At 71.1% G+C, this 25,640-nt stretch carries 26 protein-coding genes; 12 read left to right on the top strand and 14 right to left on the bottom strand.

All coding sequences use genetic code 11. The features are described from left to right. Positions 1-1,371, bottom strand: a complete 1,371-nt coding sequence (locus tag EXE47_RS08005; RefSeq protein ID WP_089307687.1) for a geranylgeranyl reductase family protein — start codon at positions 1,369-1,371, stop codon at positions 1-3. Between the two features lie 156 nt (positions 1,372-1,527). On the opposite strand from EXE47_RS08005, the gene fer reads away from it, so the two are divergent. Further along, positions 1,528-2,328 carry a ferredoxin Fer gene (gene fer / locus EXE47_RS08000; protein ID WP_089307688.1) on the top strand — a complete coding sequence of 267 codons (801 nt, stop codon included), beginning with the start codon at positions 1,528-1,530 and terminating at the stop codon, positions 2,326-2,328. A gap of 35 nt (positions 2,329-2,363) precedes the next feature. On the opposite strand, the gene EXE47_RS07995 is transcribed toward fer, so the two are convergent. The 5 genes from EXE47_RS07995 to EXE47_RS07975 all read right to left on the bottom strand — a co-directional run bounded on the left by EXE47_RS07995 (position 2,364) and on the right by EXE47_RS07975 (position 9,368). Then, entirely contained in the window at positions 2,364-3,410 is a 1,047-nt protein-coding gene (locus EXE47_RS07995) for an ABC transporter permease (protein WP_089307689.1), read from the bottom strand. Next, positions 3,403-4,719 (bottom strand): ABC transporter permease, encoded by a 1,317-nt coding sequence (locus tag EXE47_RS07990; protein ID WP_049929645.1) that lies wholly within the window; start codon positions 4,717-4,719, stop codon positions 3,403-3,405. Before EXE47_RS07990 ends, EXE47_RS07995 begins: the two co-directional genes overlap by 8 nt. Continuing rightward, complete coding sequence (locus tag EXE47_RS07985; RefSeq protein ID WP_086220001.1) at positions 4,716-6,326, bottom strand: ABC transporter ATP-binding protein; 1,611 nt, start codon at positions 6,324-6,326, stop codon at positions 4,716-4,718. The genes EXE47_RS07990 and EXE47_RS07985 overlap by 4 nt, the downstream gene beginning before the upstream one ends. Positions 6,327-6,485: 159 nt before the next feature. Then, positions 6,486-7,571 carry a BMP family protein gene (locus tag EXE47_RS07980; protein WP_086215894.1) on the bottom strand — a complete coding sequence of 362 codons (1,086 nt, stop codon included), beginning with the start codon at positions 7,569-7,571 and terminating at the stop codon, positions 6,486-6,488. 258 nt (positions 7,572-7,829) lie between these two features. Next, positions 7,830-9,368, bottom strand: a complete 1,539-nt coding sequence (locus tag EXE47_RS07975; protein ID WP_089307690.1) for a phosphomannomutase — start codon at positions 9,366-9,368, stop codon at positions 7,830-7,832. A gap of 115 nt (positions 9,369-9,483) precedes the next feature. Here EXE47_RS07975 and EXE47_RS07970 point away from each other — a divergent pair, with 115 nt between their 5' ends. Then, positions 9,484-9,762, top strand: coding sequence for an acylphosphatase (locus EXE47_RS07970; RefSeq protein WP_086220003.1), 279 nt, complete (start codon positions 9,484-9,486; stop codon positions 9,760-9,762). Between the two features lie 26 nt (positions 9,763-9,788). Here the strand turns inward: EXE47_RS07970 and EXE47_RS07965 are convergent, their stop codons facing one another. Next, complete coding sequence (locus tag EXE47_RS07965; RefSeq protein WP_086215896.1) at positions 9,789-10,262, bottom strand: hypothetical protein; 474 nt, start codon at positions 10,260-10,262, stop codon at positions 9,789-9,791. A 128-nt stretch (positions 10,263-10,390) separates the two neighbouring features. On the opposite strand from EXE47_RS07965, the gene EXE47_RS07960 reads away from it, so the two are divergent. Beyond that, complete coding sequence (locus EXE47_RS07960) at positions 10,391-11,293, top strand: hypothetical protein (RefSeq protein WP_049929651.1); 903 nt, start codon at positions 10,391-10,393, stop codon at positions 11,291-11,293. Between the two features lie 424 nt (positions 11,294-11,717). Here the strand turns inward: EXE47_RS07960 and EXE47_RS07955 are convergent, their stop codons facing one another. Continuing rightward, positions 11,718-12,110 (bottom strand): helix-turn-helix domain-containing protein, encoded by a 393-nt coding sequence (locus EXE47_RS07955; RefSeq protein ID WP_089307691.1) that lies wholly within the window; start codon positions 12,108-12,110, stop codon positions 11,718-11,720. Positions 12,111-12,179: 69 nt separating this feature from the next. Here EXE47_RS07955 and EXE47_RS07950 point away from each other — a divergent pair, with 69 nt between their 5' ends. Together EXE47_RS07950 and EXE47_RS07945 are read left to right on the top strand one after the other, a co-directional pair. Next, positions 12,180-12,629, top strand: coding sequence for a DoxX family protein (locus EXE47_RS07950; RefSeq protein ID WP_086220006.1), 450 nt, complete (start codon positions 12,180-12,182; stop codon positions 12,627-12,629). A 119-nt stretch (positions 12,630-12,748) separates the two neighbouring features. After that, positions 12,749-13,231 carry a VOC family protein gene (locus EXE47_RS07945; protein ID WP_086216626.1) on the top strand — a complete coding sequence of 161 codons (483 nt, stop codon included), beginning with the start codon at positions 12,749-12,751 and terminating at the stop codon, positions 13,229-13,231. Between the two features lie 19 nt (positions 13,232-13,250). Here EXE47_RS07945 and EXE47_RS07940 read toward each other — a convergent pair whose 3' ends face one another. Next, on the bottom strand, positions 13,251-13,709 hold the full coding sequence (locus EXE47_RS07940; protein WP_049929655.1) for an SRPBCC family protein: 459 nt from the start codon (positions 13,707-13,709) through the stop codon (positions 13,251-13,253). A gap of 639 nt (positions 13,710-14,348) precedes the next feature. Here EXE47_RS07940 and EXE47_RS07935 point away from each other — a divergent pair. The 3 genes from EXE47_RS07935 to EXE47_RS07925 are packed head-to-tail and all read left to right on the top strand — an operon-like array spanning position 14,349 to position 18,548. After that, positions 14,349-15,380 carry an ABC transporter ATP-binding protein gene (locus EXE47_RS07935; protein WP_089307692.1) on the top strand — a complete coding sequence of 344 codons (1,032 nt, stop codon included), beginning with the start codon at positions 14,349-14,351 and terminating at the stop codon, positions 15,378-15,380. Continuing rightward, on the top strand, positions 15,377-17,512 hold the full coding sequence (locus EXE47_RS07930) for a PrsW family intramembrane metalloprotease (protein ID WP_089307693.1): 2,136 nt from the start codon (positions 15,377-15,379) through the stop codon (positions 17,510-17,512). The genes EXE47_RS07935 and EXE47_RS07930 overlap by 4 nt, the downstream gene beginning before the upstream one ends. Further along, positions 17,505-18,548 (top strand): ABC transporter permease, encoded by a 1,044-nt coding sequence (locus EXE47_RS07925; RefSeq protein ID WP_089307694.1) that lies wholly within the window; start codon positions 17,505-17,507, stop codon positions 18,546-18,548. Before EXE47_RS07930 ends, EXE47_RS07925 begins: the two co-directional genes overlap by 8 nt. A 53-nt stretch (positions 18,549-18,601) precedes the next feature. Here the strand turns inward: EXE47_RS07925 and EXE47_RS07920 are convergent, their stop codons facing one another. After that, the gene (locus tag EXE47_RS07920; protein WP_049929659.1) at positions 18,602-19,261 is read right to left on the bottom strand and encodes a trimeric intracellular cation channel family protein; all 660 of its coding nucleotides are present in this window, start codon (positions 19,259-19,261) and stop codon (positions 18,602-18,604) included. Next, positions 19,258-20,079, bottom strand: a complete 822-nt coding sequence (locus tag EXE47_RS07915) for a DUF2797 domain-containing protein (RefSeq protein WP_199237866.1) — start codon at positions 20,077-20,079, stop codon at positions 19,258-19,260. The genes EXE47_RS07920 and EXE47_RS07915 overlap by 4 nt, the downstream gene beginning before the upstream one ends. A gap of 97 nt (positions 20,080-20,176) precedes the next feature. Between EXE47_RS07915 and EXE47_RS07910 the strand changes: the two genes are divergently transcribed. After that, the gene (locus EXE47_RS07910; RefSeq protein WP_049929660.1) at positions 20,177-20,626 is read left to right on the top strand and encodes a hypothetical protein; all 450 of its coding nucleotides are present in this window, start codon (positions 20,177-20,179) and stop codon (positions 20,624-20,626) included. A 2-nt stretch (positions 20,627-20,628) separates the two neighbouring features. Here EXE47_RS07910 and menD read toward each other — a convergent pair whose 3' ends face one another. Continuing rightward, positions 20,629-22,557 carry a 2-succinyl-5-enolpyruvyl-6-hydroxy-3-cyclohexene-1-carboxylic-acid synthase gene (gene menD, locus EXE47_RS07905; RefSeq protein ID WP_089307695.1) on the bottom strand — a complete coding sequence of 643 codons (1,929 nt, stop codon included), beginning with the start codon at positions 22,555-22,557 and terminating at the stop codon, positions 20,629-20,631. A gap of 112 nt (positions 22,558-22,669) precedes the next feature. After that, the gene (locus tag EXE47_RS07900; protein WP_049929662.1) at positions 22,670-23,068 is read right to left on the bottom strand and encodes a DUF5830 family protein; all 399 of its coding nucleotides are present in this window, start codon (positions 23,066-23,068) and stop codon (positions 22,670-22,672) included. A 121-nt stretch (positions 23,069-23,189) separates the two neighbouring features. On the opposite strand from EXE47_RS07900, the gene EXE47_RS07895 reads away from it, so the two are divergent. After that, on the top strand, positions 23,190-23,555 hold the full coding sequence (locus EXE47_RS07895) for a hypothetical protein (protein WP_049929663.1): 366 nt from the start codon (positions 23,190-23,192) through the stop codon (positions 23,553-23,555). Between the two features lie 54 nt (positions 23,556-23,609). Continuing rightward, positions 23,610-23,741 (top strand): hypothetical protein, encoded by a 132-nt coding sequence (locus EXE47_RS19190; RefSeq protein WP_255510317.1) that lies wholly within the window; start codon positions 23,610-23,612, stop codon positions 23,739-23,741. A gap of 198 nt (positions 23,742-23,939) precedes the next feature. On the opposite strand, the gene EXE47_RS07885 is transcribed toward EXE47_RS19190, so the two are convergent. Next, entirely contained in the window at positions 23,940-24,623 is a 684-nt protein-coding gene (locus tag EXE47_RS07885) for a helix-turn-helix domain-containing protein (protein WP_394338093.1), read from the bottom strand. Between the two features lie 173 nt (positions 24,624-24,796). Between EXE47_RS07885 and EXE47_RS07880 the strand changes: the two genes are divergently transcribed. Continuing rightward, complete coding sequence (locus tag EXE47_RS07880) at positions 24,797-25,057, top strand: hypothetical protein (RefSeq protein ID WP_241988239.1); 261 nt, start codon at positions 24,797-24,799, stop codon at positions 25,055-25,057. The last annotated feature ends 583 nt before the right edge of the window (positions 25,058-25,640 follow it).

Here is a 25,640-nt window from a genome sequence, read left to right as displayed (position 1 = left end):
TCAGTACTTCGCGTCGGCGCCGGTCGTCTCGTAGACGCGGTCCATGATGTCGTCGCGCTGGCGGGTCCAGTTCGCCATCGCGGCGGGGCTCGTCGGGTACTCCTCGTAGTGGCCGATCAGCTCGTCCGCCAGCGACTTCGTCTGGTAGAAGTTCCGGATCGTCCCCCAGTAGCCGAACGACTTGACCGCGGCCTTCAGCTTCAGCCCGAAGGACATCGAGGTCGACCCCTCGTACAGCGCCTCCGCGAGCTTCTCGCCCGGCAGCGACGCGAGCAGCCCCATGAGGTTGTCCACGTCGACCGAAGTCGCGAGGACGTTGTACACGTCGAGGCCAGCGTACCGGCCGCCGAAGTGGTCCATCACGCGGGTGTTGTACCGCCAGAGGTTCTCCTCGCTCACGTCGTCGTCCGAGACGGCCTTCACGGCCTGCTCGCCGGCATACTTGCCCGCGTACGCCGCGCCGGCGATTCCCCCTCCGGTCGTCGGGTTCACGTGACCCGCCGCGTCGCCGACCGCCATGTACCCCGGCGCGACCGCCGAGTCGTAGGGGCGTCGGGTGGGCAGGGCGGCGCCCAGTTTGTCGCGGACCTCCGCGCCCTCGAACTCGGGGCGGTCGCGGAGGTCCTTCTTCAGCGACTCGACGAGCTTCATCGGCTCCTCCGTCATCTGGAAGCCGAGGCCGGCGTTGATCTCCGTCGCGGTCCGCGGGAAGTACCAGAGGTAGCCCGCCGCGCGGTCGGTCGCCTTGAACACCAGCGCGTCGTCCCACTCCACCGGCTCCGGCACGTCGACGATCTCGCGGTACGCCGAGCAGAACTGCGAGTACCGGACGTTCGTGTCGAAGGTCGTCTCCTCGAAGTCCGCCTTGTCTTGGAGCAGCGAGAGCGACCCGGCACCGTCGATCACGACGTCCGCCTCGTACGTCCGCGGGTCGCCCTTCCGCACCGCGTGGATACCGGTGACGCGGCCGCTCTCGTTCTGTCTCACGTCGTTGATGACGGTGTCGTAGTGGAAGTCGACGCCCGCGTCCTCGGCCCCGGAGATGAGCTGGCGGCCGTACTCCCAGCGATCGATGACGGCGAGCTCGCCGGGGACGGGGATCTCTAGGACCGTGTCCTCCTGCGGGATCTCGAAGCGACCGTGGTCGACGCCGGTGTTCGTGAACGCGGGTTCGAGTCGGTCCTTCGGGATCGCTTCGGGGAAGGCGTCGGCGCCCTTCAGGGCGTCGCCGCAGGCGATGTGGCCGGCCTCCTCGGCGTCCTTCCGCTCCACGATGACGACGTCGAGCCCCTCGTTCGCGATCGTCGCGGCGGCGTAGCAGCCGGCGGTCCCGGCCCCCGCCACGACGACGTCGTACTCGTCGATATCCATTACCGGACCGTGTCGTGCGCCGGGCAAAACTCTTTGCTCCCGTTTCGGTCGGCCGCGCGCCGACGAATTTCGCGATGGCCGGGGCGAGCCGGGGCGCGTCCGGAGCCTAACTGTTCAGGCTCGTCGTTTAACGGCCTCGAAACGAACGATACGGACATGGGGCAACTCGAACGGGTCGACGCCGACCGGCTCCGGGCGTGGCTCTCGGAGGTCCGGTCGGCGGAGGCGACCGCGGCGCTGATGACCGCCGTCGCGTACGACCGAGGTATCGGCACGGCCGAACTCGCTTCGTGGTACGACCGCTCCGAGGAGTGGGTCGAGGAGACGATCACGGCCCTCGACTCGCCGGGGCTCGTCTCGACGGTCGCCCGGCTCGAAGGGGTCGACATCGGGGCGGTCGCCGCGGAGTCGAACCTCGCGCCCGCGACGGTCCGCGATTGGTTCGACGACCTCGGCGACGAGCCGGTCGGCGAGGCGGCCGACGTGGTTCGGCGGTACGCGGAGGGGTCGGTCGAACCGGTCCGCACCGGGTCGCCGTCTACCGTCTATCACCTCGACCGCGACGCGCTGACCGAGCACGGCTGGTCGCTCGACGATGAGGACCTCTTCGAGAAGGCCGCAAACGCCGACCTCGACCTCCCGGAGTACGGCCGCTTCCTCGTCGAGCCCGGCGAGTCGATCCTGGAAGCGGCGGAGCGCGGCGGCCGGTCGTGGCCGTACGCCTGCCGCGGCGGCGCCTGCTCCAACTGCGCCGTGGTCGTGGTGAAGGGCGACGTGGCGATGCCGGGGCAGTCGATCCTCTCCGACGAGCAGATCCGCGGGGCGAACGCCCGCCTCTCCTGCGTCGGCGTCCCGATCACCGACGAGGTCAAGATCGTCACGGGGATCGGCGACACCGAGGCGTTCGCCGACCTGCGACTGCCCTCGCCGACCGAGGAGACCGAGGCGTCGGACTGACCGTCCGGACCCGGGAGGTCGTCAGCGGGCGCGAGCTACTCCTCGGTCTCGTAGTGTTCGCCCGCGGCCTCGGGGATCTGCGTCCGGCCGACCAGCGTGAGGACGACGATCACGACGACGTACGGGATGGTCTGGACCAGCGTGTCCGGGATCGCGTACCCGAGCTGCTGGAGCCGGATCTGTATCGCGTCGAGGCCGGCGAACAGCGCGCCCGCGCCGAGCGTCCCGAGCGGATTGTAGTTGCCGAACAGGTACGCGACGATGGCGATGAACCCCTTGCCCTGGACCATCGTCTCGCCGGAGCCGACGAACTGCCCGATGGACAGCGCCAGCGCCGAGCCGCCCACTCCGGAGAGGACGCCCGAGAGCAGCACCCCGGCGTAGCGCACCTTCGAGACGGAGACGCCGACCGTGTCGAGCGCCTTCGGGTTCTCGCCCGCCGCGCGGAGGTGTTTGCCGAACGCGGTCTTGTTCAACAGCCACCACGAGCCGGCGGTCGCGAAAACCACCATCGTCGCCGAGTACTGCCAGCCGACGCTCACGCCGAGGTTCGGCGTGTTGACGCCGCCGAAGAACACGGTCGACAGGAACGGCGCGAGCCCCAACGCGATGAGCCAGACGGCCAGCCCGGCGATGATCTGGTCGGCCTTGAACTCGATACAGACCACCGCGAACACCGCCGACAGGAACGTCGACGCCGCGATGCCGGCGAGGAACGCGATCGCGAGCGCCGGGACGCCGAGGACGGCGTTGCCCACGCCGACGACCGACGCGGCGTACACCGACACGAACGCCGAGATGATGAGGAGCCCCTCTAGGCCAATGTTGATGACGCCGGACTTCTCGGCGAAGATGCCGCCGAGTCCGGCGAGCACGATGGGCGCCGCGAGCCGCGCCGTCGACGTGGCGGTACTCGTCGAGAAGACGATGCCCGCGAGGTCGCCCGCCACGGAGTCGGGGAACGCGAGCCCGGACACGCCGAGCAGCGCGAGCACTCCGACGGTGCCGGCCATAAGCGAACGGACGTACCCCGACTCGCTCGCGCCTTCGAGGAGCGACGCCGGCGAGAGCGGGTTACGCATCGGCTTCACCCCCGTCGCCGCCGGCGGAGGCATCTGACTCCGCCGACGCCGCGCCGCCCGGGCCGCCGGCAGTCCCCCCGACGCCGGTGTATCGACCGATCATCCGGAAGAACTCCGGCATCGCGACGAACAGGATGATGAGCCCGCGCAGCACGGCGACGAGCTCCGTGGGAACGTCGGTCCGGAAGCCGATCTCCAAGGCGCCGCCCTTCAGGACCCCGAAGAGGAACGCCGCCGGCAGCACGCCGATCGGGTTGTTCCCGGCCAGGATCGAGACGGTGATCCCGTCGAAGCCGAGGTCCGGGATCGAGGCCATCCACCGCCCCTCGGACATCAGCACCCACACCGCGCCGCCGATACCGCCGAGCGCGCCGGACAACGTCATCGCCCGCACGGTCGTGAGCTTCGCGTTCACACCGCCGTACTCGGCCGCGGCCGCCTGGACGCCACTCGTCCGGAGGTCGTACCCGAGCGACGTGTGCTCGACGAAGTAGTAGAGCGCGCCGATGAAGGCGATGCCCCCTGCCAGCGCGAGCAGCGCGAAGTCGGTGGACGGGGGGAATAGCACCGACGGGAACTGCGCGTATTCTGGGACGTAGCGGGTGGCGACCACCGAGGAGCCCTCGGCGCGGAACACCTCCAACACGAGCACGTACGCGACGTTCGCGGCGACGAAGTTGAGCATGATCGTCGTGATCACCTCGTTGGCGTCGGCGTACGCCTTGAGCGCGCCGGGTATCGCGCCCCAGAGTCCGCCGCCGACCGCGCCCGCCGCGGTCCCGACGACGATCAGCACGGCACCGGCGACCGGGCCGGCCGGGAGCAGGGGCGCGAGCGCGAGGACCGAGAGGGCGGTCGAGAGCGCCCCGACGACGAGCTGCCCCTGCGTGCCGATGTTGAACAGGCCGGCGCGGAAGGCGACGGCGACGGAGAGCCCGGTGAAGATCAGGAGCGTCGTCTCCGAGAGCGTCAGACCGAACGAGAGGTTGAACGGCGTCCACGCGGGGTTGAACAGCCCGGGGTCGCCGACGGCGAACGGGTACCCGAGCGCGCCGTTGAACAGCACGACGTACACCTCGATCGGGTCGTAACAGAAGCCGATCCCGGTGAGCGGCATCGTCCACGCCGCGGTCGAACACTGCGCGATCCGGCCGGAGACGAGCACGAGCGCGAAGCCGACGACGATCGAGAGGAGGATCGCGGCGACGCTGATGACGAGCCGCTCGGCGACGCTCCGGTCGACGAACGGGGCGACCACGCGGGCGAGGAGGGACTCCGTACGGTCCCCGTCGGGCGCCGAATCGCTCACGCGTCCACCCCCTCGTCGTCGGCCGCCCCGCCGTCGACCTCGTCCGGCGCGCCGCCGGCGTCGTGGATCGCCGCCCGTTCGACCGAGTCGTCGTCGAGCGACTCGCCCGCCATCAGCAGCCCGATCTCCTCTTCGGTCACGCTCGCGGGGTCGACGACTCCGGTGAACTCTCCTTCGTGAATCACCGCGAGCCGGTCGGAGAGCCCCTGTACCTCGTCGAGCTTCGAGGAGACGAGCAGGACCGCCTTCCCCTCGGCGCGCAGTTCGAGCAGCCGGTCGTGGAGGAACTCCGTGGAGCCGATGTCGACGCCGCGGGTGGGGTGGGCGGCGACGACCAGCTCAGGGTCGCGCTCGAACTCCCGCCCGACGATGAACTTCTGCTGGTTCCCTCCCGACAGCGACTCGGCCTCCGCGTCGGCGTCCGGCGGCCGGACGTCGTACTGCTCGATGACGGACTCGGCGTGGTCCTGCGCCGCGCCCCAGTCGAGCCGTCCGCCGCGCGCGAACGGCGGGTCGTGTTGGCTCCCCAGGACCCCGTTTTCGGTGAGGTCGTATGACATCACCAGGCCGCGCTCCTGTCGGTCTTCGGGGATGAACGCCATCCCGCGGTCGATCCGGTCGCGGCGGGTCTGCCCGACCATCGACTCGCCGCGGTAGCGGATCTCCCCGGACGCCGTCTCGCGCAGACCCGTGATCGCCTCGGCGAGCTGTGACTGTCCGTTGCCGTCGACGCCCGCGATCCCCAGGATCTCCCCGCCCCGGAGCTCGAAGGACAGGTCCGAGACCGCCTCGACGCCCCGATCGTCCTCGACGCACAGGTCGGTCACCTCCAGCACGCGCTCGCCCGTCTCTCGGGGCGACGTGGCGGGGTCCATCAGCACCTCCCGGCCGACCATCATCTCCGCGAGCTCCTCGCGCGTCACGTCGGCCGCGGCGACGGTGCCCACGTTGACCCCGTCGCGGAGGACGGTGATGTCGTCGGCCGCCGACAGCGCCTCGCCGAGCTTGTGCGAGATGAAGATGATCGTCTTCCCCTGTTCGGTGAGCTCTTCGAAGACGCCGTACAGCTCCTCGACCTCCTGCGGCGTCAGCACCGCGGTCGGCTCGTCCATGATGAGCACCTCGGCGCCGCGGTACAGCGCCTTCAGGATCTCGACGCGCTGCTGCTCTCCGACCGAGATGTCCGCGATCGTCGCGTCCGGGTCCACGTCGAAGCCGTACCGCTCGCTCAGTTCGACGACGGCCTCCCGCGCCGCCTCCCTGTCGACGCGGAGTCCGCCCCAAGTCGTCGGCTCGTTGCCTAAGACGACGTTCTCCCACACCGTCATCGGGTCGACGAGCATGAAGTGTTGGTGGATCATGCCGACGCCCGCGTCGATCGCGTCCCGCGGCGAGTCGAACGACCGCGGCTCGCCGTCGAGCCGGACGGTCCCCTCGGTCGGCCGGTAGAGACCGTACAGGACGTTCATCAGCGTGGTCTTGCCGGCCCCGTTCTCGCCGAGGAGGGCGTGGACGCTCCCGCGCTCCACCGCGAGATCGACGTCGTCGTTCGCGACGACCCCGGGGAATCGCTTCGTGATACCGTCCAAGTGGACCGCCGGGTTCATTCACCCGTAACTCCGCGCCGGAGCCTAAAAGCGCCCGGATTCCGAGCTACTGCGCCCGGTCCTGTTCGTCGTCCGACCGGAACGAGGGACACTCCGTCGCCCGACCGGAGCAAAAAAATTCCGCCAGCGGGGTTCGGCTTCGAGTCGGCGGCGCCGCGTTCAGTTGCTCGTCGTCTCCGGGACCTCGATGTTCCCGGCGATGATCTCGTCGCGCGCGTCGGCCACGGCGGTCGCGATCTCGTCTGGGACCTGGTCGCCGATCTCCTGCCCGTAGACGCACTCGACGCCGTTGGACTCCAAGCCGAGCGCGGTGGTCGACCCGCCCTGGTGATTGTCGTCGATGACGTTCGAGATCGACTCGTACACCGCGGTGTCGACGCGTTTCACCATCGACGCCAGGATGACGTCCGAGAACGACTCGTTGGAGACCGACTGGTCCTGGTCGACGCCGAAGGCGAACCGCCCCTCCTCCTGTGCGGCTTGGAACACGCCGACGCCCGTCGCGCCCGAGGCGTGGTAGACGACGTCCGCGCCGCTCTGGTACATCGACAGCGCCGCCTCCTGCCCGCCGGTGGGGTCGGCGTAGCTGCCGACGTAGCTCGTGGTGACGTCGACGTCGTCGGTCGCGTAGTCGACGCCGGCCTCGAACCCGGCCTGGAACCGGCGGATGACGGGGCTGTCGACGCCGCCGACGAACCCGACGGTCGTCGAGTCCGGGTCCGTCTCGCCGGCGCCGGCCGAGAACTCGGTCTCGGTCAGGCGGCCGGCGAGCACGCCCATCAGGAACGAGCCCTCGTGCTCGCGGAACAGGTAGTTCGCGACGTTCGGTTCGTCGACGACGGTGTCGACGATCATGAAGTCCTGGTCGGGGTACTCGGGCGCGGTCTGCGAGAGCGAGTCGCCCTGATTGAACCCGATCGTACAGACCAGGTCGTAGGCCGGGTCGGTCGAGCCGGCGTACTGCTGCTGGAACTGCTCGAACTCGCCGGCGCCGTCGGGCTCCGACTCGTCGTACGCGATGCCGAACTCCTCTTCCGCCTGGAAGATCCCCTGCTGGGCCGCGTCGTTGAACGAGTTGTCCCCCAGTCCGCCGTCGGAATAGACGATGCCGATCCGCGCCGGCACGTCGCCGTCGCCCCCGTCGCCCCCGTCACCGCTCGGGCCGCCGCTACACCCGGCGAGGCCGACGAGGCCCGCTGCGCTTGCCGCCTTGATGAACCGCCGCCGATCGAAGTCGGATGCCATCTCACTCGTACCCCCGTCGGAACGCGGCATAAATTCGTCGTTCTCGCGGTGTCGAGGTGGCACGTTCGTGGAGAGAAGCGGCCCGATTCCGGGGTATCAGTCGCCCGATCGCCGCCGTCTGATCCACGAACCCGAATCTCTCACGGTTCCGAACGGGGTGACGCGGGGTCGCCGACGCGTCCGCGACGGGGCGTCGGCGGTCGGACCGGCCGGCCCTACGCGTCCGCGACGGGGCGTCGGCGGTCGGACCGGCCGGCCCTACGCGTCCGCGACCGCGTCCTCGACCACGGCTTCGACCTCGGCGACGAGGGCGTCGACATCGTCGCTCTCGGCGTACACGCGGACGTACGGCTCGGTGCCGGAGGGCCGAACCAGCGTCCACGAGGCGTCGTCGAACTCCAGGCGGACGCCGTGGTCGGTGTCCACCGCGGCGTCGGGGAATGCGTCCGGCAACGCCGTCGCCAACCGGTCCATCGCCGGCTCCTTCGCGTCGTCGGGACAGGCCACGCTCACCTTTCGGTACGGGCGCTCGGTCACCGGGCCGCGGAGCGCGTCGAGCCCCTCGTCGGCGACGAGGCGCGCGAGCACCGCCGCGGAGGTCACGCCGTCGATCCAGCCGCCGAACGCGACGTGGATGTGCTTCCACGGTTCGGCCGCGAAGACGACGCGCGTGTCAGCGCCCACCTCTCCCGCGGCGCCCGCCTCGCCGACCGTGCCGGCCTCGCCGAGGGCGCCGGCCGCGCTGGCGTCCTCCCGGACCGCGGCGATCCCCTCGTGGAGCGCGCCGAGCCGGACGCGCTCGACGCGCCCGCCGGCGTCGCGGACGCGTTCGTCGATCCGACCGGAGGCGTTCGGCGTCGTCACGACGACGGGGTCAGCGGCGTCGCTCGCGCGGGTGTACCGCTCCGCGAGCACCGCGAGCACCGTGTCCTCGTGGACGACCTCGCCGTCCGCGTCGACGATCACGATCCGGTCGGCGTCGCCGTCGTGACCGATACCGAAGGCGAACCCCTCGGTCTCGTCCGCGTCGCCGTCGCCTCCCGCTCCCCTCCCGTCGTCGGCCGGCCGTCCGGGGTCCTCGACGCCCTCGTTGGCGTCGGCGACGAACGCGCGCAGGTCGGCGAGCGTCTCCGGGGTCGGCTTGCTCCCGCGGCCGGGGAAGTGCCCGTCGACGTTCCCGTTGAGCGTGACCACGTCGGCGCCGAGTTCGCGGAGGACGGTCGGCGTCGCGGGCGCGCTCATCCCGTTTCCGCAGTCGACCGCGACCCGGAGCCCGTCGAGGGGCGCGCCGAACCCCGCAGCGTACTCGCGGACGGCGGCGAGGTAGTCGCCGAGCGGGTCGGTTCGAGTCGGCTCGGTCCACTCGTCCCACGGAGCGACCGGCTCCTCGTCGGCGACCCGCGACTCGACGGCGCGCTCAGCGTCGCGGTCGAACTCCGTCCCGTCGCGGAACAGCTTGATCCCGTTGTCCGTCGGCGGATTGTGGGACGCGGTGAGCATCACGCCGTAGCGCCCCCGCGAGGCGTACGCGAGCGCCGGGGTCGGGAGCTGCCCGGCGCGGCGGACGGCGACGCCGCCGGCGGAGAGACCGGCCTCCATCGCGGCCGCGAGCGCCGGGCCGGTCACCCGCCCGTCGCGGGCGAGGACGACCGTCGGCTCGGGCGTCGACGCGGCGGTCGAATCGTCGGTACGCGATCGGATCTCGGCGCCCACGGCCCGCCCGACGGCGAGCGCGAGCGACGGGGTGACGCGGTCCTCGACGCCGCCGCGGATCCCGGCGGTTCCGAACAGGTCCATGTCGCCCACGTCGGCGCGCGGGAGTTAGTAGGCGTCGGTTGCGGGCGCGGGTCGGTCGGCGGCCGGTCGGTCGCGGGCGGGTCGTTTAACAGGCAGCGCGCCGCACCACCGACCGATGACCGACCGCGTTCGAGCGCACGTGTTCGTCTCGGGCCGCGTCCAAGGCGTCTACTACCGGGCGAGCACCCGCGACGCCGCCCGCGAGAAGGGCGTCGACGGCTGGGTGCGGAACCTCGACGACGGCCGGGTCGAGGCCGTCTTCGAGGGTCCGGAGGGAGCCGTTCGCGACATGGTGGCGTGGTGTGAGACCGGGAGCCGGGCCGCCGAGGTCGACGACGTGGACGCCGAGTACGGCGCGCCGGAGGGGGAAGACGGGTTCGAGGTCAGGCGGTGAGCGGGCGTCGGCGCCGCCCGACCGTCTCAGTCGTCGCGCGCCAGCGCGGCGGCGTCGCCGGGGGGCTCCCGGACGCCGAGCTCCTCTAACGCGCGCAACACCACGATCGCCTCGACCACGTCGCGCTCCTCTGTGTAGGGATCGTCGACCGCGTCGAGCGTCGCCTCGGCCTCGGATGCCAGTCGCGTCTCCAGTTCCGTCTGGTCCGTCTCGGCCTTCGTCGCCGACAGCAGCGCCTCGTGGTCCTCGCGGAGGTCGAGGGAGACGTGCGCCGCGTTACACCGCGAGAGCGGGTGCGCGTCCATCTCGACGGCGAGGTCGCTCACGAGGTCCCAGTCGTCGGCGCAGAAGCGGAGCGTCACGGTCCCGACCACGTCGCGCCACGCGATCGGCTCGCCGTTCTCCATGAGCCGGAGCGCCCGCGGCGGCACGGCGATCCGGGTGTGGGTGTCGTCCCGGCCGCACAGGCAACAGGGAGTGTTCTTCAGTCCGGCGTACACGGCGTCACGTACGCGCCGGAGTATGGTGTGCGTTTCGGCGGGCAAGCACCTTTCGCCCGCGCCGGGAGCGCCGTCGCCGAATCGAGGTCACACAAAACACATACGCCGTCGGAGGATCGGAACAGGTGATGAATCGCCCGTCACCCGAACTCCTCGCGGCCCTCTGCCTGTTCGTCGTCGGAGTCGGGGTCGTCACCGGCGCTGTCGCGGGCGCGACGGACCCGGCCCCGGTTACGTACTCGGTGGATCGAACGGACAGCGAAGTCCACCGCTACGCGGACCTCTCCGGGGCGGCGCGGGACGTCGTCGACGCCGGCTCTGATCGCGGTGAAGCCTCCGTCAAGGCTGCCGGCGATCGCGACGAGGTCGCTGTCGACGACCTCCCGTCCGAGTTCCGGTCGGGGGCTTGGAACTTCGTCAGGGACGGCGGCGAACTGGCGTGTTTCTTCCCGACGGACGACGCCGACTCCGGAGACGTCAGCGTCGCGTTCGCCGACTGCGAGGGGTTCGCCTTCGAATACGAGGACCTCTCCGAACGGGGACAGCGCTTCTTCACGGTGGCGGCGGACTCCGACGACGGCAGCGTCTCGATCTCGAAACCGGTTCCCTCGGGATTGGACGTCGCTCCGGGAGACACCGGGATCGACATCGAGGAGGCTCCCGAGGAGGGAGGCCTGTACTACGTGTTCGCGGACGAGCGCGTCTACGAGTTCACGCTCTACGGACCGGGTCCGCTCGGCGGGTTCGGCGCGCTCATCTACGCCGCCTTCGTGATCGCTCTCGGCCTCGCCCTCATCGCCGGCAGCGCCTACGGCTACCGGGTCTCGGCGGTCCACGCGCCGGCGGCCGCGGCGGTCGGTGCGAGCGTGTACCTCGTGCCGCCGCTCGTGGAGGCCGCCGGGCTGCTCAGGTGGTCGATACGACTCGACGGGTACACCCCATGGGGGGTCCCGCTCGTGATCGCTCTCGCGGTGGGCGGGGTAGCGTACATCATCCCGGACCTGTACGCGTTCGCGCGAAAGTACGTGTGAGAGCGACGCAGCGGCTGCGCGACGCGGCGGCACGATTTACAGACCGATGTGCCTGCCAGCGCCGCTCATCGATTTGTGAGGCGGTGGCGCGTGCCTCCGAGCGTCCAACGGACGCGAGGAGCACGCGCGAGGGAGTCGGCGGGCCGGAGCGAAGCGGAGGCCGGCCGACGAGGCTGGGGAGGTGTGAGGCTGCGGTGCTGTACGGGGCGGGACTCAAAGGGGCAGTCGCGAGGGCGGCGCACGCTCGCTGCGCTCCTCGGTCGCTCGCGCTGCTCGCTCCCTGCGGTGCTTGCGTCGCCTGCGCCGCCCTCGCGGCTGGGGCTTTGGAGGCCTTCATCGACGATTCGCTGTTGGTAGTTTATAAACAAACAGCCTGGGAACGGATGTCTGTTTATAAACGAAATCCACTCCTGCTAACGCACGCTTACGCGTCGCACTCGGCGAGCCACTCCTGGGCCCACTCGTCGATCTCCTCGAAGACGGGGGCGAGCGACTCGCCTTTCGCGGTCAGGCTGTAGTACGTCGCCACCGGCGCGTCCTCCTCTAACCGGCGGTCGACGAAGCCCGTCTCTTGGAGGTCGTCGAGCACGCGCGAGAGCGTCCGGGCGTTCGCGTCGGTCTCGCGCTTGAGCTCGTTGAACCGCGCCTCGCCGTTCAACAGCTCGTGGAGGACGACGAGCCGCCACTGCGAGCCGATCTGTTCGATGGAGTCGATGACGGGGCATGGGGTCTCGGGCGCCGTCGCCTCGCCAGCCGCTTCAGCCCCCGAATCCGCCGTCTCCGCCGACTCCGCCGCGGAAAGGTCCTGTGATGACATCGGTGTTACCTACTAACTCTATTGTCCGGGAAGCGATAAATAGGTTACGTCCGTATAGCAGGTTACACGATGTTAGCTGAAACCGCGACGTTACCGCTCCAGTTCGACACACCCCTCGCGGGCGAACTCTTCCTGCTCGGCCGGATCCTGTTCGGCGCGACGCTCGCGTTCATGGGGCTCAACCACTTCATGGACCTCGAGACGATGGCCGGCTACGCCGAGTTCAAGGGCCTCCCCGCGCCGCAGTTCTCGGTGATCGCCTCGGGCGCCGTCCTCGTCCTCGGCGGACTCGCCGTCGCCGCGGGCGCGTTCCCGGTCCTCGCCGGGGGCTCGCTCGCGTTCTTCCTCCTCGTCTCCGCCGTGACGATGCACGACTTCTGGTCGGTGGACGACCCCGAAGAGCGGCAGAACGAGATGACGAGCTTCCTGAAGAACGTCTACGGCGCCGGCGCCGCGCTGGCGTTGCTCGCCGTCGGCGGGGCCGCGTGGCCGTACGCGGTCGGCGTCGGGCTGTTCTGAGCGCCGTTCGAACCGACTGACCGAGCCGACCCCCAACCGAATCGTCCGGCGACTGGCGTATCCGCGTTTCGAACCCCCAGTACGACTAACTACTCTCCCGACGACCGATCACGCGGACCATGACCGACGCGCCGCCGACGACGGGACTCCACCACGTCACGAACATCTGTACCGACATCGAGGAGACCGCGGCGTTCTACGAGGACGTGCTCGGCTGGCACACGGTCAAGCGGACGCAGAACTACGACGACCCCGGGACGCCGCACTACTACTTCTCGTCGACTCCGGAGGGCGAGCCGGGCACCAACGTCACCTACTTCGAGTACCCGAACTCGCAGGGGACGCCCGGCCCGGGCGCAAGCCACCACTTCGCGTTCGGCGTCGAGGACGAGGCGACGCTCCGCGAGTGGAGGGAACACCTCGAGGCCCACGATGTCCGCGTCTCCGAGGTGAAAGACCGGACCTACTTCAAGAGCGTCTACTTCACCGACCCCGACGGGCTCGTCTTCGAACTCGCGACGCGAGGGCCGGGAGTCACCCGCGACGAGGACGAGCCCGGCGGCGAGGTCATCGACCCCTTCGAAGCGGGTTACGAGAACTGAGGCACGGGCGCCGCCCGGATCACCCTCCCTCGACGAGCGCCGCGAACTTGTCGAGCGCGCGTCGGCAGACGGGGACGTACGGGGCCGCGACGAGCGGGACTTCGATCACCGCTCGACACCGACCCGGATCCTCCGGATAGCGGTCGACCCGGTGGCCCGTGGCCGGAACCCCGGCGACCCGCCAGTCCCAGCGGAGGCGCGTCGCGGCCGTCACCCGGAACGGAACCCAAGCGTCCGCGACCCGGACCCGTCCGGTCGTCCCGCTCTCGACGTACCGATCGGTGCTCTCCACGCCCCCCACGGACGGGCTCCAGTCGGGCCACCGTCGCGTGTCGCGGAGCGCCGTCGCGGTCCGCTCAGGCGGGGCGTCGATGTCGCGGCCGACCGCGAGCGTCGTCCCCTCTCGGACCACCGCGGTTTCGCTGTCGCGATCGGAATCTCCCAACACGTCGCGTCCTCCGGCGGCGGCGTCCCTCATCGCTGTGATCCTCCGCTCAGATCCGAACGCACATCCGATACCTGGGGCATAAAACAGAGGCAATACGCAATTCGTCCACTTTTTGCGCTATCGTGGCACAGAGCCATATTAATACCTTATATGGTATGAGGACTCATTATCTCTTTCCACGAAGGGTTAATACAGAGGTCCGGGGTATTGGGAGTCAATATGGCAAGCGATCGCGACACCATGAAAGACGTCTCGCACACAGCACCGAACGACACCTCCGCGGACGCGGTCTGGGAACGAGGGCGAGGACCGGTCGAGGAAGAGGAAGAAGAGTAGCGCGAGTCGACCGTTTTCTCTCGTCGGGCCGGCCCGCCCCGGCCTTCGTCGCCGATCCGACTCGTCGAGCGCGTCCTCTCGCCGCTCAGTACGCTGTTCGACGGGATCACCCGTCGGATGAACGCGTACATCAGCGGCGACGGGAACGTCGAGAAACCTTACACGGAGTGACGGACTACCGGACGGAGCGATCGGCTACCGAACGGAGTCGGGGGCTCGGCCGACCGTCGTTCGTCGCGCTCGCTCGCCCTCCGGTGTCCTCGCCGTCGCCGCGTTCTCGGGGCCGATAACCGCGGGCGTGGCTTTAACCCACGCGCCGGCGGAGGCGCAGGCATGATCGAGGTGTCGGGGCTGCGGAAGACCTACGGTGACTTCGCGGCCGTCGTCGACAGCGACTTCTCCGTCGACGACGGCGAGGTGTTCGGGATCGTCGGCCCGAACGGGGCCGGCAAGACGACGACGCTGAAGGTGATCGCCGGTCTCGTCGAACCGACCGACGGCGAGGTGACCGTCGCCGGGTTCGACGCCTCGGACCCCGAGATGCGTCGCCACCTCGGGTTCCTGCCCGAGGATTCGCCGCTGTACGAGGAGATGACCGCGCGGTCGTACCTCCGCTTCTTCGCCGACCTCTACGACGTGCCCCGAGAGGTCGCCGACGAGCGGATCGAGGCCGCGCTCGACCGGCTGGAACTCGACCACCGGGAGCGTCGCCTCGGCGACGTCTCGAAGGGAATGAAACGCAAGGTCGCAATCGCGCGCTCGCTGGTCAACGACCCGGACGTGCTGGTGTACGACGAGCCCGCGTCCGGGCTCGACCCGGTGACGACCAACTCCGTGCTGGCGTTCACCCGCGAACTCCGCGAGACGGGGAAGACCGTCGTCTTCTCCGCGCACAACCTCTACCACGTCGAGTCGGTCTGCGACCGCGTCGTGGTGATGAACGAGGGGCGGATCGTCGCCCGCGGGAGCGTCGACGGGATCCGCGAGCGACACGGCGAGACGACCTACCGCGTGTTCACTGACGTCGAGCCGACCGCGACGCCGCCCCTCGACGACCTCGACGCGACGCCCGAGGAGGTCGGCGACCGGTACCGCACGGCGGTCCCGAGCATGGACGCGGTCGCGGCCGTCCGCGAGGCCGCCGCCGACGCCGGCGGCGAGGTCGTCGACATCCGGAGCCGCGAGCCGAGCTTGGAGGACGTGTTCCTCGACATCGTCGGCCGGCCGATGCCCGGCCGCTACACCGGCGACGGGCTCGACGACGGCGAGGTCGACGGGCAAGAGCCTGACGGGCCGGAAAACGACCGATCGACCGACGGAACAGAGCGGGAGACGGCGGCGACCGCGACGGAGGCCACCGAGTGACCGACCGGCTGCGTCGCCTCGGTCGACGGCTCGCCGTCGCCGGCCGCCGAGTGCTTCGCGTCGCCAAGTGGGAGTCGGCGCGGGCGTCCGGCGGCGTCGACCGCCGGACGCTCGCCGCGGGCGTCGCCCTGCTTCTCGTCGCCGGCGGCGTCGTCGGGGTCGGCGTGGCCACCGGCGTCGCCGGCCTCGACGTCGACCAAGACGTGTACCGGGTCGGCGTCGACGCCGGCTCGCCGTACGCGGAGGCGATCGAGGAGGAAGCGTCGCTGCGACCGGTCCCGGCCGAGACCGCGTCGCTCGGCGACTCCGCCGACGCGGTGGTGGTGACCGTGGTGCGGCCCGGTTCCGTCGACGACGGGGCGATCGATCCGGCGGACGTCGACTCGGTCGTCGTCCGCGCGACCGACACGCGGAAGGGCGAGGCGGCCGCCGCGTCGGTTCGCGAGGCGGTCGAGGCGCACAACGAGCGGCTGCTGCGCGCCGAGCCGAACCGGACCGCGGCGTTCCCGGTCACCGTTACGCTCCGGTACGTCGGCAGGACGACCGGGTTCGACGACGGCGCGACGCTCGGCGGGAGCGACGGCAGTCGGACGGGCGATCCGGGCGGCGGCAGCGCGAGCGACGGGGACGACGGCGGCACCGCGGCCGACGGCGGAACGGAGGGCGACGGCACGGAGACGAGCGGTTCCGGGTCGGACGCGGACTCCGCCGGCGACTCCGGTGGGGCCGACTCGGGCGACGGTTCCTCCGGAGACGCGTCGACCGACGGGGAGTCCGGCGGCGGGTCCGCTCCCGACTCGGGAGCGGGCGGAACCGCCGACCCGGGCTCTGATGGCGGCGAGACGGGATCGGACGGGGAGGGCGGCTTCGCGATCCCGTCGATCGGCGGCGGGGCGTTCGGCGCGGACACGACCGGTTCGCCCGCCTCGATCACGCCGCCGTTCCCGTTCACCTCGCTGCTCTTGGCGTTCGCCTTCCTCGTACCGATGAACTTCCTGATACAGGCGTACGGCTCCTCTATCCTCGACGAGCGGACGAACCGTCGCGGAGAACCACTGCTCGTCACGCCGCTCGCGCCGGCGGAGATCGTCGCGGGCAAGACGCTTCCGTACGCGGCGGCCGCCGCGGTCGTCACGACCCTCATCGCGCTCGTGATCGGCGGCGGACCGCTCTCCGTGGTGGCGGTGGCGCCCGTCGCGGCGACGTTCCTCGGGGCCACCTTCGTCGGCGCGATGTTCGCGCGGTCGTTCAAGGAACTCACCTTCGTCACGGTTGGCGTGAGCGTCCTCCTGACGACCTACGCGTTCGTCCCGGCCATCTTCACGAACGTGACGCCCGTCGCGCTCGTCTCGCCACTGACCCTCGTTGTCTTCGACCTTCAGGGCGAGGCGGTGTCGGCGGGCCAAGTTCTCTTTTCGACCGCGCCGATGGCGGTCGGGGCGACTCTGCTTTTCGGCCTCGGGCTCGGCGTCTACCGCGAGGAGGACATGTTCTCCCAGAAGCCCGTGACGCGGAAGTTCCTCGACGCGCTCGCGGTCCGGCTCTCGGCGGTGCGGACCGGCGGCGGACCCGGCGGCGTCGGGGGCGCGCTCTTCGACCGCGAGCGGCTCCGCGCGCTCGGTTCGGTCGCGTTCCTCACCGCCTGTACGATTCCCTTCGTGTTCGTCGCGGAGCTTCTGGCCGTCGCGGTGCTGTTCGCGCTGCCGGTCACCGTGTCGATCCCGGTGTTGCTCGTGACGATCGCGTTCATCGAGGAGGTCGCGAAGAGCGTCGCCCTGTACGCCGGGTTCGAGCGCGGCGTCTTCGAGCGGAGCGACCGCGTCGCGCTCGCGGTCGGCGTCGCGTCCGGGACCGGCTTCTTCCTCGCGGAGAAGGCCACGGCGGTCGTCCAAGCGGTCGGGCTCACCGAGCTCTTCCTCGGCCGCGCCGCGTTCGCCGACGTGGCCGGGCTCTCCGGGCTGCCGCCGCTCGCGCTCGTGGCGCTGTTCTTCGCCCCGCTCGTCCTCCACGTGACCGCGACGAGTGCGGCCAGCCTCGGCGCGAGGAGGGGCCGGACCGCCTACGCCCTGGCGCTGACGCTGGCCACGCTGGGGCACGCCGCGTACAACGTCGGGGTGGTGAGCCTTGGATAGCCGCCTGACGATCGCCGGCCAGGAGCTCGCGGGGCTCCGCGCCGAGAAGACGATCCTGTTGGCGATCGGGATCCAGCTGTTCATCGCCGCGTTCTCGTCGTTCCTCGTCGTCGGGCTCGTCTCGATGTACGACCCGGGCGCGCTCGACGGCGCGCAGATCGAAGTCGCGGCCGCGGGCGACGCGGTCGACGACCTAGAGCGCGCCGCGAGCGAGGTCCCCGGCGCCTCGGTCACGCCCTACGACGACGCTGACGCCGCGCGAAGCGCCTTCGAGCGGAACGCGGCCGACGCGGTGGTCGCGACTCGCACGGAGTCGGGACGGGTGTCCGCCGCCGTCACCGCCCCGGACGCCACCGTTGAGACGACCGTGATCGTGGTACAGCTGCGCGAGCTGCTGCGAACCTACGAGCTGAACGAGCGTGAGCGCCGCGCCTCGTACCTAGAGGAGTCGCCGCTGCCCCTGCCCGACCGGAGCGACACTAGCCCGTACTTCACATTCACTTACACCGTGTTGATCCCGCTCTTAGTCTTCCTCCCGGTGTTCATCTCGGGCTCGCTCGTCGTCGACTCGATCACCGAGGAGTTGGATCAAGGGACCATGGAGCTGCTCCGGGTCGCGCCCGTGACGCTCGCCGAGATCGTCGACGGGAAGGCGGCCGCGGCGATCGGGATCGCCCCCGCGCAGGCGCTGCTGTGGCTCCTGCTGTTGGAGGCGAACGGCACCGCGGTCGCGAACGTCGGCCCGATCTTGGCGCTGATGACCGCGCTGACGACGCTGGTCGTCGCCGTCGCGGTGGGCATCGCGGCGGTCGCGCCCGACCGGCGGGCGGCGCAGCTGCTCTACTCGGTCGCGGTCCTCGTGCTGTTCGGCGGCGCGACGGCGATGGCGGGCGGCCCCGCGAACGCGGTCGCCAGATTGGCGATCGACAGCGCGGGCGCGACGACGGGCGTCCTCGTGGTTGCGTACGCCGCCATCGCCGCGGCGGCGTACCTCGGCGTCCGCCGCGTCGTCTCGGTCGACGGGCTCGGACGCTGAGGGGGCGGATCGCTTCGGGCTCGGCCCGTTGTGCGGCCCGCCCCCCGAATCGATCAGTCGGCGAAGCGATCGCCGAACCGCTTCGCTGTCGGGAGCCGCCAGCCGCGGGCGACGGCGACGAGTCGGAGGCCGACCGTCACCGCCGCGCACGCCGCAGCGGCCAGTCCCGCGGGCCCGCCGAGCGTGCCGACGGCCCAGTACGTCGCGCCGCCCAACACGGCGCAGCTCGCGTAGAAGTCTTCGAAGAGGATGAACGGCGAGCGGTCGAGGAGGATGTCGGCGAGCGCGCCGCCGCCGACGGCGTTTATCGTCGCGACGGCGACGACGCCGAACGCGGACACCCCGGCGTCCGTCGCGACGATGGCGCCGGCGGTGGCGAACGCGGCGAGCCCGACCGCGTCCGCGACGACCGTCACCGGGTGCTCGTCGGGCGAGGCGAGCCACGCGCTCAGCCCGACGGCGAGGGCGACGCCGATCAGCCCTAGGAGTATCTCCGTCGGCGAGCGCAGCGCGAGGGGGACGCGCGCGACGAGGAGGTCGCGGGTGACGCCGCCGGCGAACGCCATCGCCAGCCCGACGACGGCGACGCCGAAGAGGTCGAACTCCTCGCGGACCGCCTTGCTCGCGCCGACCAGCGCGAACGCGACGAGCCCGACCGTGTTCATCACCGCGAACGGGTCGCCGAAGAGGACCGCGAGAGCGCCGCCCGTCATCCGCCGAACGCCCCGAGGCTGGACTGGAGTTCGCGCTCCGGGACGGCGTCGGTCAGCTCGTAGCCGACGAGGTCGCGCGCGTCGACGGCGTACGTGGAGCCGCCGCGGTCGAGTACGATCACCCGCCCCTTCCAGCCGCGGACGGTCCCCGCCGCCATCGTCTCGGCGACGGGCCGGTCGTCGAGGCCGAGCCCGTAGTCGAAGTCGAACCGCGCGATCGGATCGAACCGGTCGAGGAGCGCCTCCCACGCCGCCTCGTCGACCGCGCGCCCGAACCCGTCGAGCTTCGTCGGGACGCGGACGCGGTCGACGAGGTTGTCCCCGGCGGCCAGTTCCGCCTCGACCTCGCGCGCGATCCGGCCGTTCGGGAACGTCCGGATGTGGGCCGCGCGGTCCGCGCCCTGCTCCCGGAGGCGGGTCCCGAGCCGCCACTCGCGGGTGACGCCGACCTTCAGTACGTCCGGCGCGAACGCCGCGAGGTACATCGCGTGCGTCTCGTGGCAGTCCATCTCGTCTTTCAGACACGTCCCGGTACACCGGGCACACACCCAGACCCCCGAGTGGTCGTCGCAGTACGGCACGTCCGCGGCGTCGCAGGCGACGTGGTCGCCATCGTGGACCGTTCCCGCGCAGCGGCGCTCGCCGAGCCCGAACGCGAGTTCGGTGCCCGGGCTCGCGTCCACGTACTCGACGCTCCCGCCGCTCGCGACGTAGAGTCCGCCGCCGATCGGGCCGCTCGTCTCGACCGTCTGAGCGCCGTCCGCCCCCGACTCGGCCGAGTCGCGCGCGACGTCCGTCTCGTAGCCGACGACCTGCACGCCGAGCGGTACGCGAAGCCGAGGCTTATGAGCTTCGTCGGGCCCGATACCCCCTCGAATCGGATTTTATAAGTGAACTCGGCGTCGCCTCTCGGGCATGCGCACGGCAGCCCTCCCCCCCGTCGTCGCCGCGGTCGTCGCGCTCGCGGTCAGCGGCATCAGGCGCCTCGCGCCGATACTGCTCGAGTCGTCGGTCTCGCTGCCGTCGACCGAGGCGCTCTCGACGTACCTCCTGAGCGCCCGGTTCACGGCGTTTTTGCTGGTGTACGGGCTCCTGTTCGGCGTCGCTTTCCTCGCGGGACTGCGCGACGCGGACGCCTCCGCGGCGTCGACCGCGCTGGCGACGGGCGCGAGCGCGACCGCCGCGTTCCTGCTCGGCTCGGCCGCCGTCCTCTGGTACCTCGGTCCGGAGCGCGGCCCGGTCGCCACCGCCGTCTTCGCCCTCGGCGCGAGCCTCGGCGTCGGGATCCAGTTCGCGGTCGTCGCGTACGCCGGGGTCGCGCTCGGCGAGAGCCGCGGCGACGGGCCGATCTCGACGCGCCCCTGACCCTACTCGTCCGCCTCGCCGCCGTGGACCGCGGCGTCGACCGCGGCCGCCAAGCGCTCGCGCGTCCGGTGGCTGGCCTCCGCGTCCGTGTCGACCTCGATCAGGTGCGAGCCCGTCGCCTCGTGGGCCCGGCTGACGGCGGCGGCGAGGTCCTCACCGACGACATCCGCGCGCTCCGCAGGGGTGTCGCCGCGGTCGGCGTGCGCGTCGGGCCGGGCATCGATCCGGACGTGTTCGAGGCCGTGGAGCTCCGCAAGCGACCCGAAGTCGAGCCCGTGCGGCGTCTTGAACGACTCGGTGAACGGCGGCTCGAACTCCTCGATCGGGAGCTTGTGGAAGATGCCGCCGCCGTCGTTGTTGACCGCGACGACCGTGACGTCGACGTCGCACCGGTCGACCGCGAGCAGCCCGTTCGAGTCGTGGTAGAGGGCGAGGTCGCCGACGACGAGCGTGAGGTCGTCGGTCGTCCCGCTCCCCGCGCCGAGCGCGCTGGAGACGATCCCGTCGATGCCGGAGACGCCGCGGTTACCGAGCGCGGTGACGTTCGCGGTCGTCGGCCCGACGAACCGGTCAAGGTCGCGGACGGGCATCGAGTTGGAGACGAACAGCGTCGCCGGATCGGGGAGCGCCCCGGCGACCGCGCGGAGCGCGTCCCCTTCGTGGAACCCGGCGTCACCCTCGTCGGCAGCGGGCTCCGCGTCTTCCTCGCCGCCCCCCTCGCCGTCAAGCGCGTCGGCCTCGCGGGCGTGAACCGCTTCCGCGACCCGGTCGGCCTCCTCCCACTGCGCGCGCCAGCCTTGGTCTCCGCTCCCGCCGCCGACGAGCCGCGAGAGTCGGGCGCAGAGCCGGCTCGGCTCGGCGACGACGAGGTCGGTCGCGGCGAACTCGGCCTCGCGCCAGCGGCCGGCGGGGTCGACCTGGTACTGGTCGGCGCCGGTCGCGGCGAGGTACTTCCGGAGCCGCTTGGAGGTCGGCGAGGCACCCAACCGAAGGACGAGGTCGGGGTCGGCCCACGCGTCGCCCGCCGCGGCGGCGTCGCCCGCGTCGCTTCCGCCGTCCGCGAGGTCGGCCGAGAGGTACGCGTCGTAGGCGCCGATCACGGGCGCGACGCGCGTGTGACCGCCGTACCGGAGTCCGGAAAGTGGGTCGGCCAGCACGGGGAACCCGGTGGCGTGCGCGAGCGCCGTGACCGACTCCGGGTCGATCCCCGGCGGGTCGGCGGGGCCGGCGACGATCAGGCCGCGGTCCGCCTCCCCGAGCGCGGTCGCGAGCGCCCGGAGTTTGTCGTCGCCCGGTTCGGGGGCCCCGTGAGTCACGTCGACGTAGGGGCCGTCGCGCCCGCGCTCGGCCGCCTCCGGCAGGTCGTCGGGCACGTCGCCCGGGACCGGCGTCGGCTCCAGCGGCTTCTTAAACGGGACGTTGAGGTGGACCGGGCCCGGGTCGGCCCTTTCGGCCGTCGCGACGGCGCGGGCGACCGTCGTGCGCAGCGACCGGAGGGCCCGGTCGTTTGCGGCCGGCTCCGGGAGGTCTTTATAAAATCGAACCGCGTCGCCGTACAGCTTCTCTTGATCTGCGGTCTGGTTCGCGCCGGAGTCGCGCAGTTCGGGCGGCCGGTCGGCGGTGAGCGCGAGCAGCGGGACGCGGGCCTCGCTCGCCTCCATCACAGCCGGGTGGTAGTTGGCGGCGGCGGTGCCGGAGGTACAGATCAGCGGCGTCACGCGGCCGGTCCGACGGGCGCGCCCGAGCGCGAAGTACGCGGCGGAGCGCTCGTCGAGCTGCGAGAACACGCGGAGATCCTCGTGGCCCGCGGCGGCGACGGTCAGCGGCGTCGAGCGGCTGCCCGGCGAGGCGACGACGGCGTCGACGCCCGCGGCGACGAGCTCGTCGACGAGCGCGTTCGCCCACAGGGCGTTCCGGTTCGGCGCGGTCATTACCGTCGCTTCGGGCGCGGACGTAAATACTCCGGCGAGTTCGGTCGACGCTCGGGCGGCGGGAGAGCGCGGTGGACGCTCGACCGGCCGGAGGCCGCTCTCGGCGCCGCCCTCACGCCGCGTCCGACGCCGACTCCGACTCTCGGCCCGTAACCTTGCGGACGCACGAGGAGCCGAACGGGCCGAGTTCGCCCGCGTCAAGTTCGACGAAGTGGCCCGTCGAGACCGAGGCGCCGCAGCGCCGACACTCGAAGTCGCCCTCGCGCGCGACGACCTGGCGCTCGTACTCGACGTAGGCGCCGCCGGTGTTGACCCGGAGCCGAGCGCCCTCGCGGTCGATGACGCCGCGCTTCTCCGCGGCGTCGAGGATGTCGCGGGTGAGCGCCGGGCTCGTCGTGATCGTCTCGATCCGGTCGACCGCCGCGGCGAGGTCGAGCTCCTCGCGTTCGAGGTGCGCCAGCAGCTCGACGCCGAGCTCCAGCTTCTCGTCGCGGGTCGACGGCCCCGTCACGGCCGCCGAGACGGCGCGATCCCTATTAAGTCGGCCGGACGCCGGTCGGTCTCCGTCCGCAAAGCGCGCGCCGGCCCCAGCGGATCGGCACATTCACGTTCGCCGCCCGACAGTTTCGCCCGTGGTTCGATCCCGCGATCGGTCTCGGCGTCGCCTCGCCTACCGCCGGCGCCCCAACGAGTTCTACTGGCTGTGGATCGCGGCGACGGCGACGTACGGCGTCGGCGACATCGTGTCGACCGTCGCCTTCCTCCGGTACGTCCCGACGATCGAGGAGGCGAACCCGGTCGTGCGGTTCGCCCTGGAGTCGTTCGGGCTCTCCGGGCTCGTCGCCCTGAAGATCGCCGTCTACCTCGTGATGCTCTGGATCAGCGTCGAGGGCGCGCGCGAGGGCGACGGGCTCCTCTACTACTTCCCGCCGGTGCTGCTCACGCTCACGGGGACGTACCTCACCGCGAGCAACGTGCGCCTGCTGTGGCTCGCCTGAGGGGCTGACCGCTCGCGTCCGGAGGCCGAATCCGGTCTCGGCGCGGCGCTGCTGGTGCGGGTCTGGTTCGTGCTGGTCCACGACCTGCTCGCGCTCGGAACCGTCGCAGCGACCGAGCCGCCGGGCGCAGCGCTGTCGGCGCTGGTGCTGTCGAATCCGGTGAGTCCTTCCGGGTGTTCGTGTTGAGCGGGCTCGGGGCGACCGACGGCGGCGGGTTCACCGCCGCCCTCGCCGGGAGCGGGCTCTCGACGGTCACACTGGCGGCGTCGCTCGTCGCGTGGTGCGTGGTCCAAGCCGCCGTCGCGGCGCAGTTGGTCCGTCGCCGTCGGCTCTGGCGCGAGGCGAGACCGGGCACGGCGACCGGTCGGACTTTTTCGATCGCCGCTACTGGATCCGCTCGATACCGTCCTCCTCCGGCGATTCGAAGTCGAGGGGGCGGCGCGGGAGGTCGTCGACGAACTCCCGGACGATCGTGCGCTCGACGCGCTGGAGCACCTCGCTACACGTGGACTTCGCGATGCCGACATGGTCAGCCACCTCGGTGAGCGTCGTCTCTCGGGGCACGTCGTAGTAGCCGCGGTCGACCGCCTCGAAGAGGACCTCGCGCTGGCGCTCCGTGAGCGACCCGCCGGGGTTGATCCGCTGTTGGACGTACTCGACCTCGAACGCCGCGCCCATGTCGCGGAGGGCGTCGCCGAACTCCGCGACGCGCTCGTGATTACCCGTCACGTCGACGCGCGCGACGCCGTCGCGGATCTCGACCGGCATCTCGATGGGGACGCCCGCCCGGCGGGCGACCGTCTGTAGCAGGGGGACGAGCGCCTCGACCTGAACGGTGACCATCCCGTCGTCCGCGGCCATCACCGACGAGTGGGTGATCGTCTCGTGGTCGTCGATCGCGTCGAGGATCGGGTCCGTTTCGTCCGCGGTGATCCGGACCAGCGCGAACCCCGCGCCGTCGTCCGGCGTCGCGGTCAACACCTGGAACCGCGCCTCGGGGAACTCACGCGAGACGTCGCCGACCCACGGACCGTCCGGGATCGTCACGCGGAGACGTGCCTGTGCCATGCCGGAGGCTTCGACGCCGGCGTGGAAGTAGCTTCGGCTCCGCGGTCGGCGTCGGAACATGTTCGGCGGAACGGACCCAGAGATCGGGTCCGTTCCACCGGATATGAGTTCCAGGCCCGACGAATCGGCGGCGGTGGAGGGCTCGACGCGCGGGACCTCGCGCCGCCGCAACCTTGCGCGAGACGCTCGAACGCGCCGAGCCGCTCGGCGGTCATGACGTGTTGGTCCAGTACAACGACCGAACGCCGCAGTCCCTCTTCCCGCGGCTCGACGACCGCGGGTACCCCTACGCCGCGGTCGGGACCGACGCGCCCACCGCGGTCGTCACGGCGATCTGGTCGGGCGAGGGCGAGTGGACCGTTTCGGACGAGCGAGCGGGGGAGGGCGATCAGACCGACGCGAGGGAGCGGTCCGGCGAAGGCGACGCGACCTGAGTTACTTCGAATCCGCCAGTACGCGTGAGAGTGACATAACCGTCCAAATCGCGGCACAGGCGATCCAGACCCCGGGGCTCGTGAGCAGGGTTATCGCTCGCTCAGTCGAGTACAGTACGAACAACCATGGCGGTATTCCAACGACGAATGACACAAATCCCGACCGCGACGGCTCGCATGGCTCGCTGCGCTCTTCGCTCGTTCGCTCCACTCACTGCGGTGCGTGCGTCGTCAGGCTTCGCCCTCGCGGCAGCGTGGCGCGACGCGCCACTGGCAGCAGGCGGCGAAGCCGCCGGCGACTGCCCCTTTGAGTCCCACCCGACCGCACAGCGCCGCAGCCTCACGCCTCCCCAGCCTCGTCGCCCTCCCTTCGGTCGGCCGACTCCCTCGCGCGTGCTCCTCGCGGCCGCCTGCGGCGGCCGCGCGCAGGCACGCGCCGACCACTCTGTCATCTATAATCGATTGTCGGGGTCGCTCACGTGTATTTAAATCCCGCATCGCAGTTGTCGATCCGACGCGTCCCTCCCGCCGTCGCTCGCCGTTACGTCCGGTGAACACGTTCGGGAACGACCCCAAACGGGTC

This window comes from Halorubrum sp. GN12_10-3_MGM, from assembly GCF_005435235.1.
GTDB lineage: Archaea > Halobacteriota > Halobacteria > Halobacteriales > Haloferacaceae > Halorubrum > Halorubrum ezzemoulense.
Note: the sequence above shows the minus strand (reverse complement) of the source record. Positions and strands in the feature narration are given on the sequence as shown.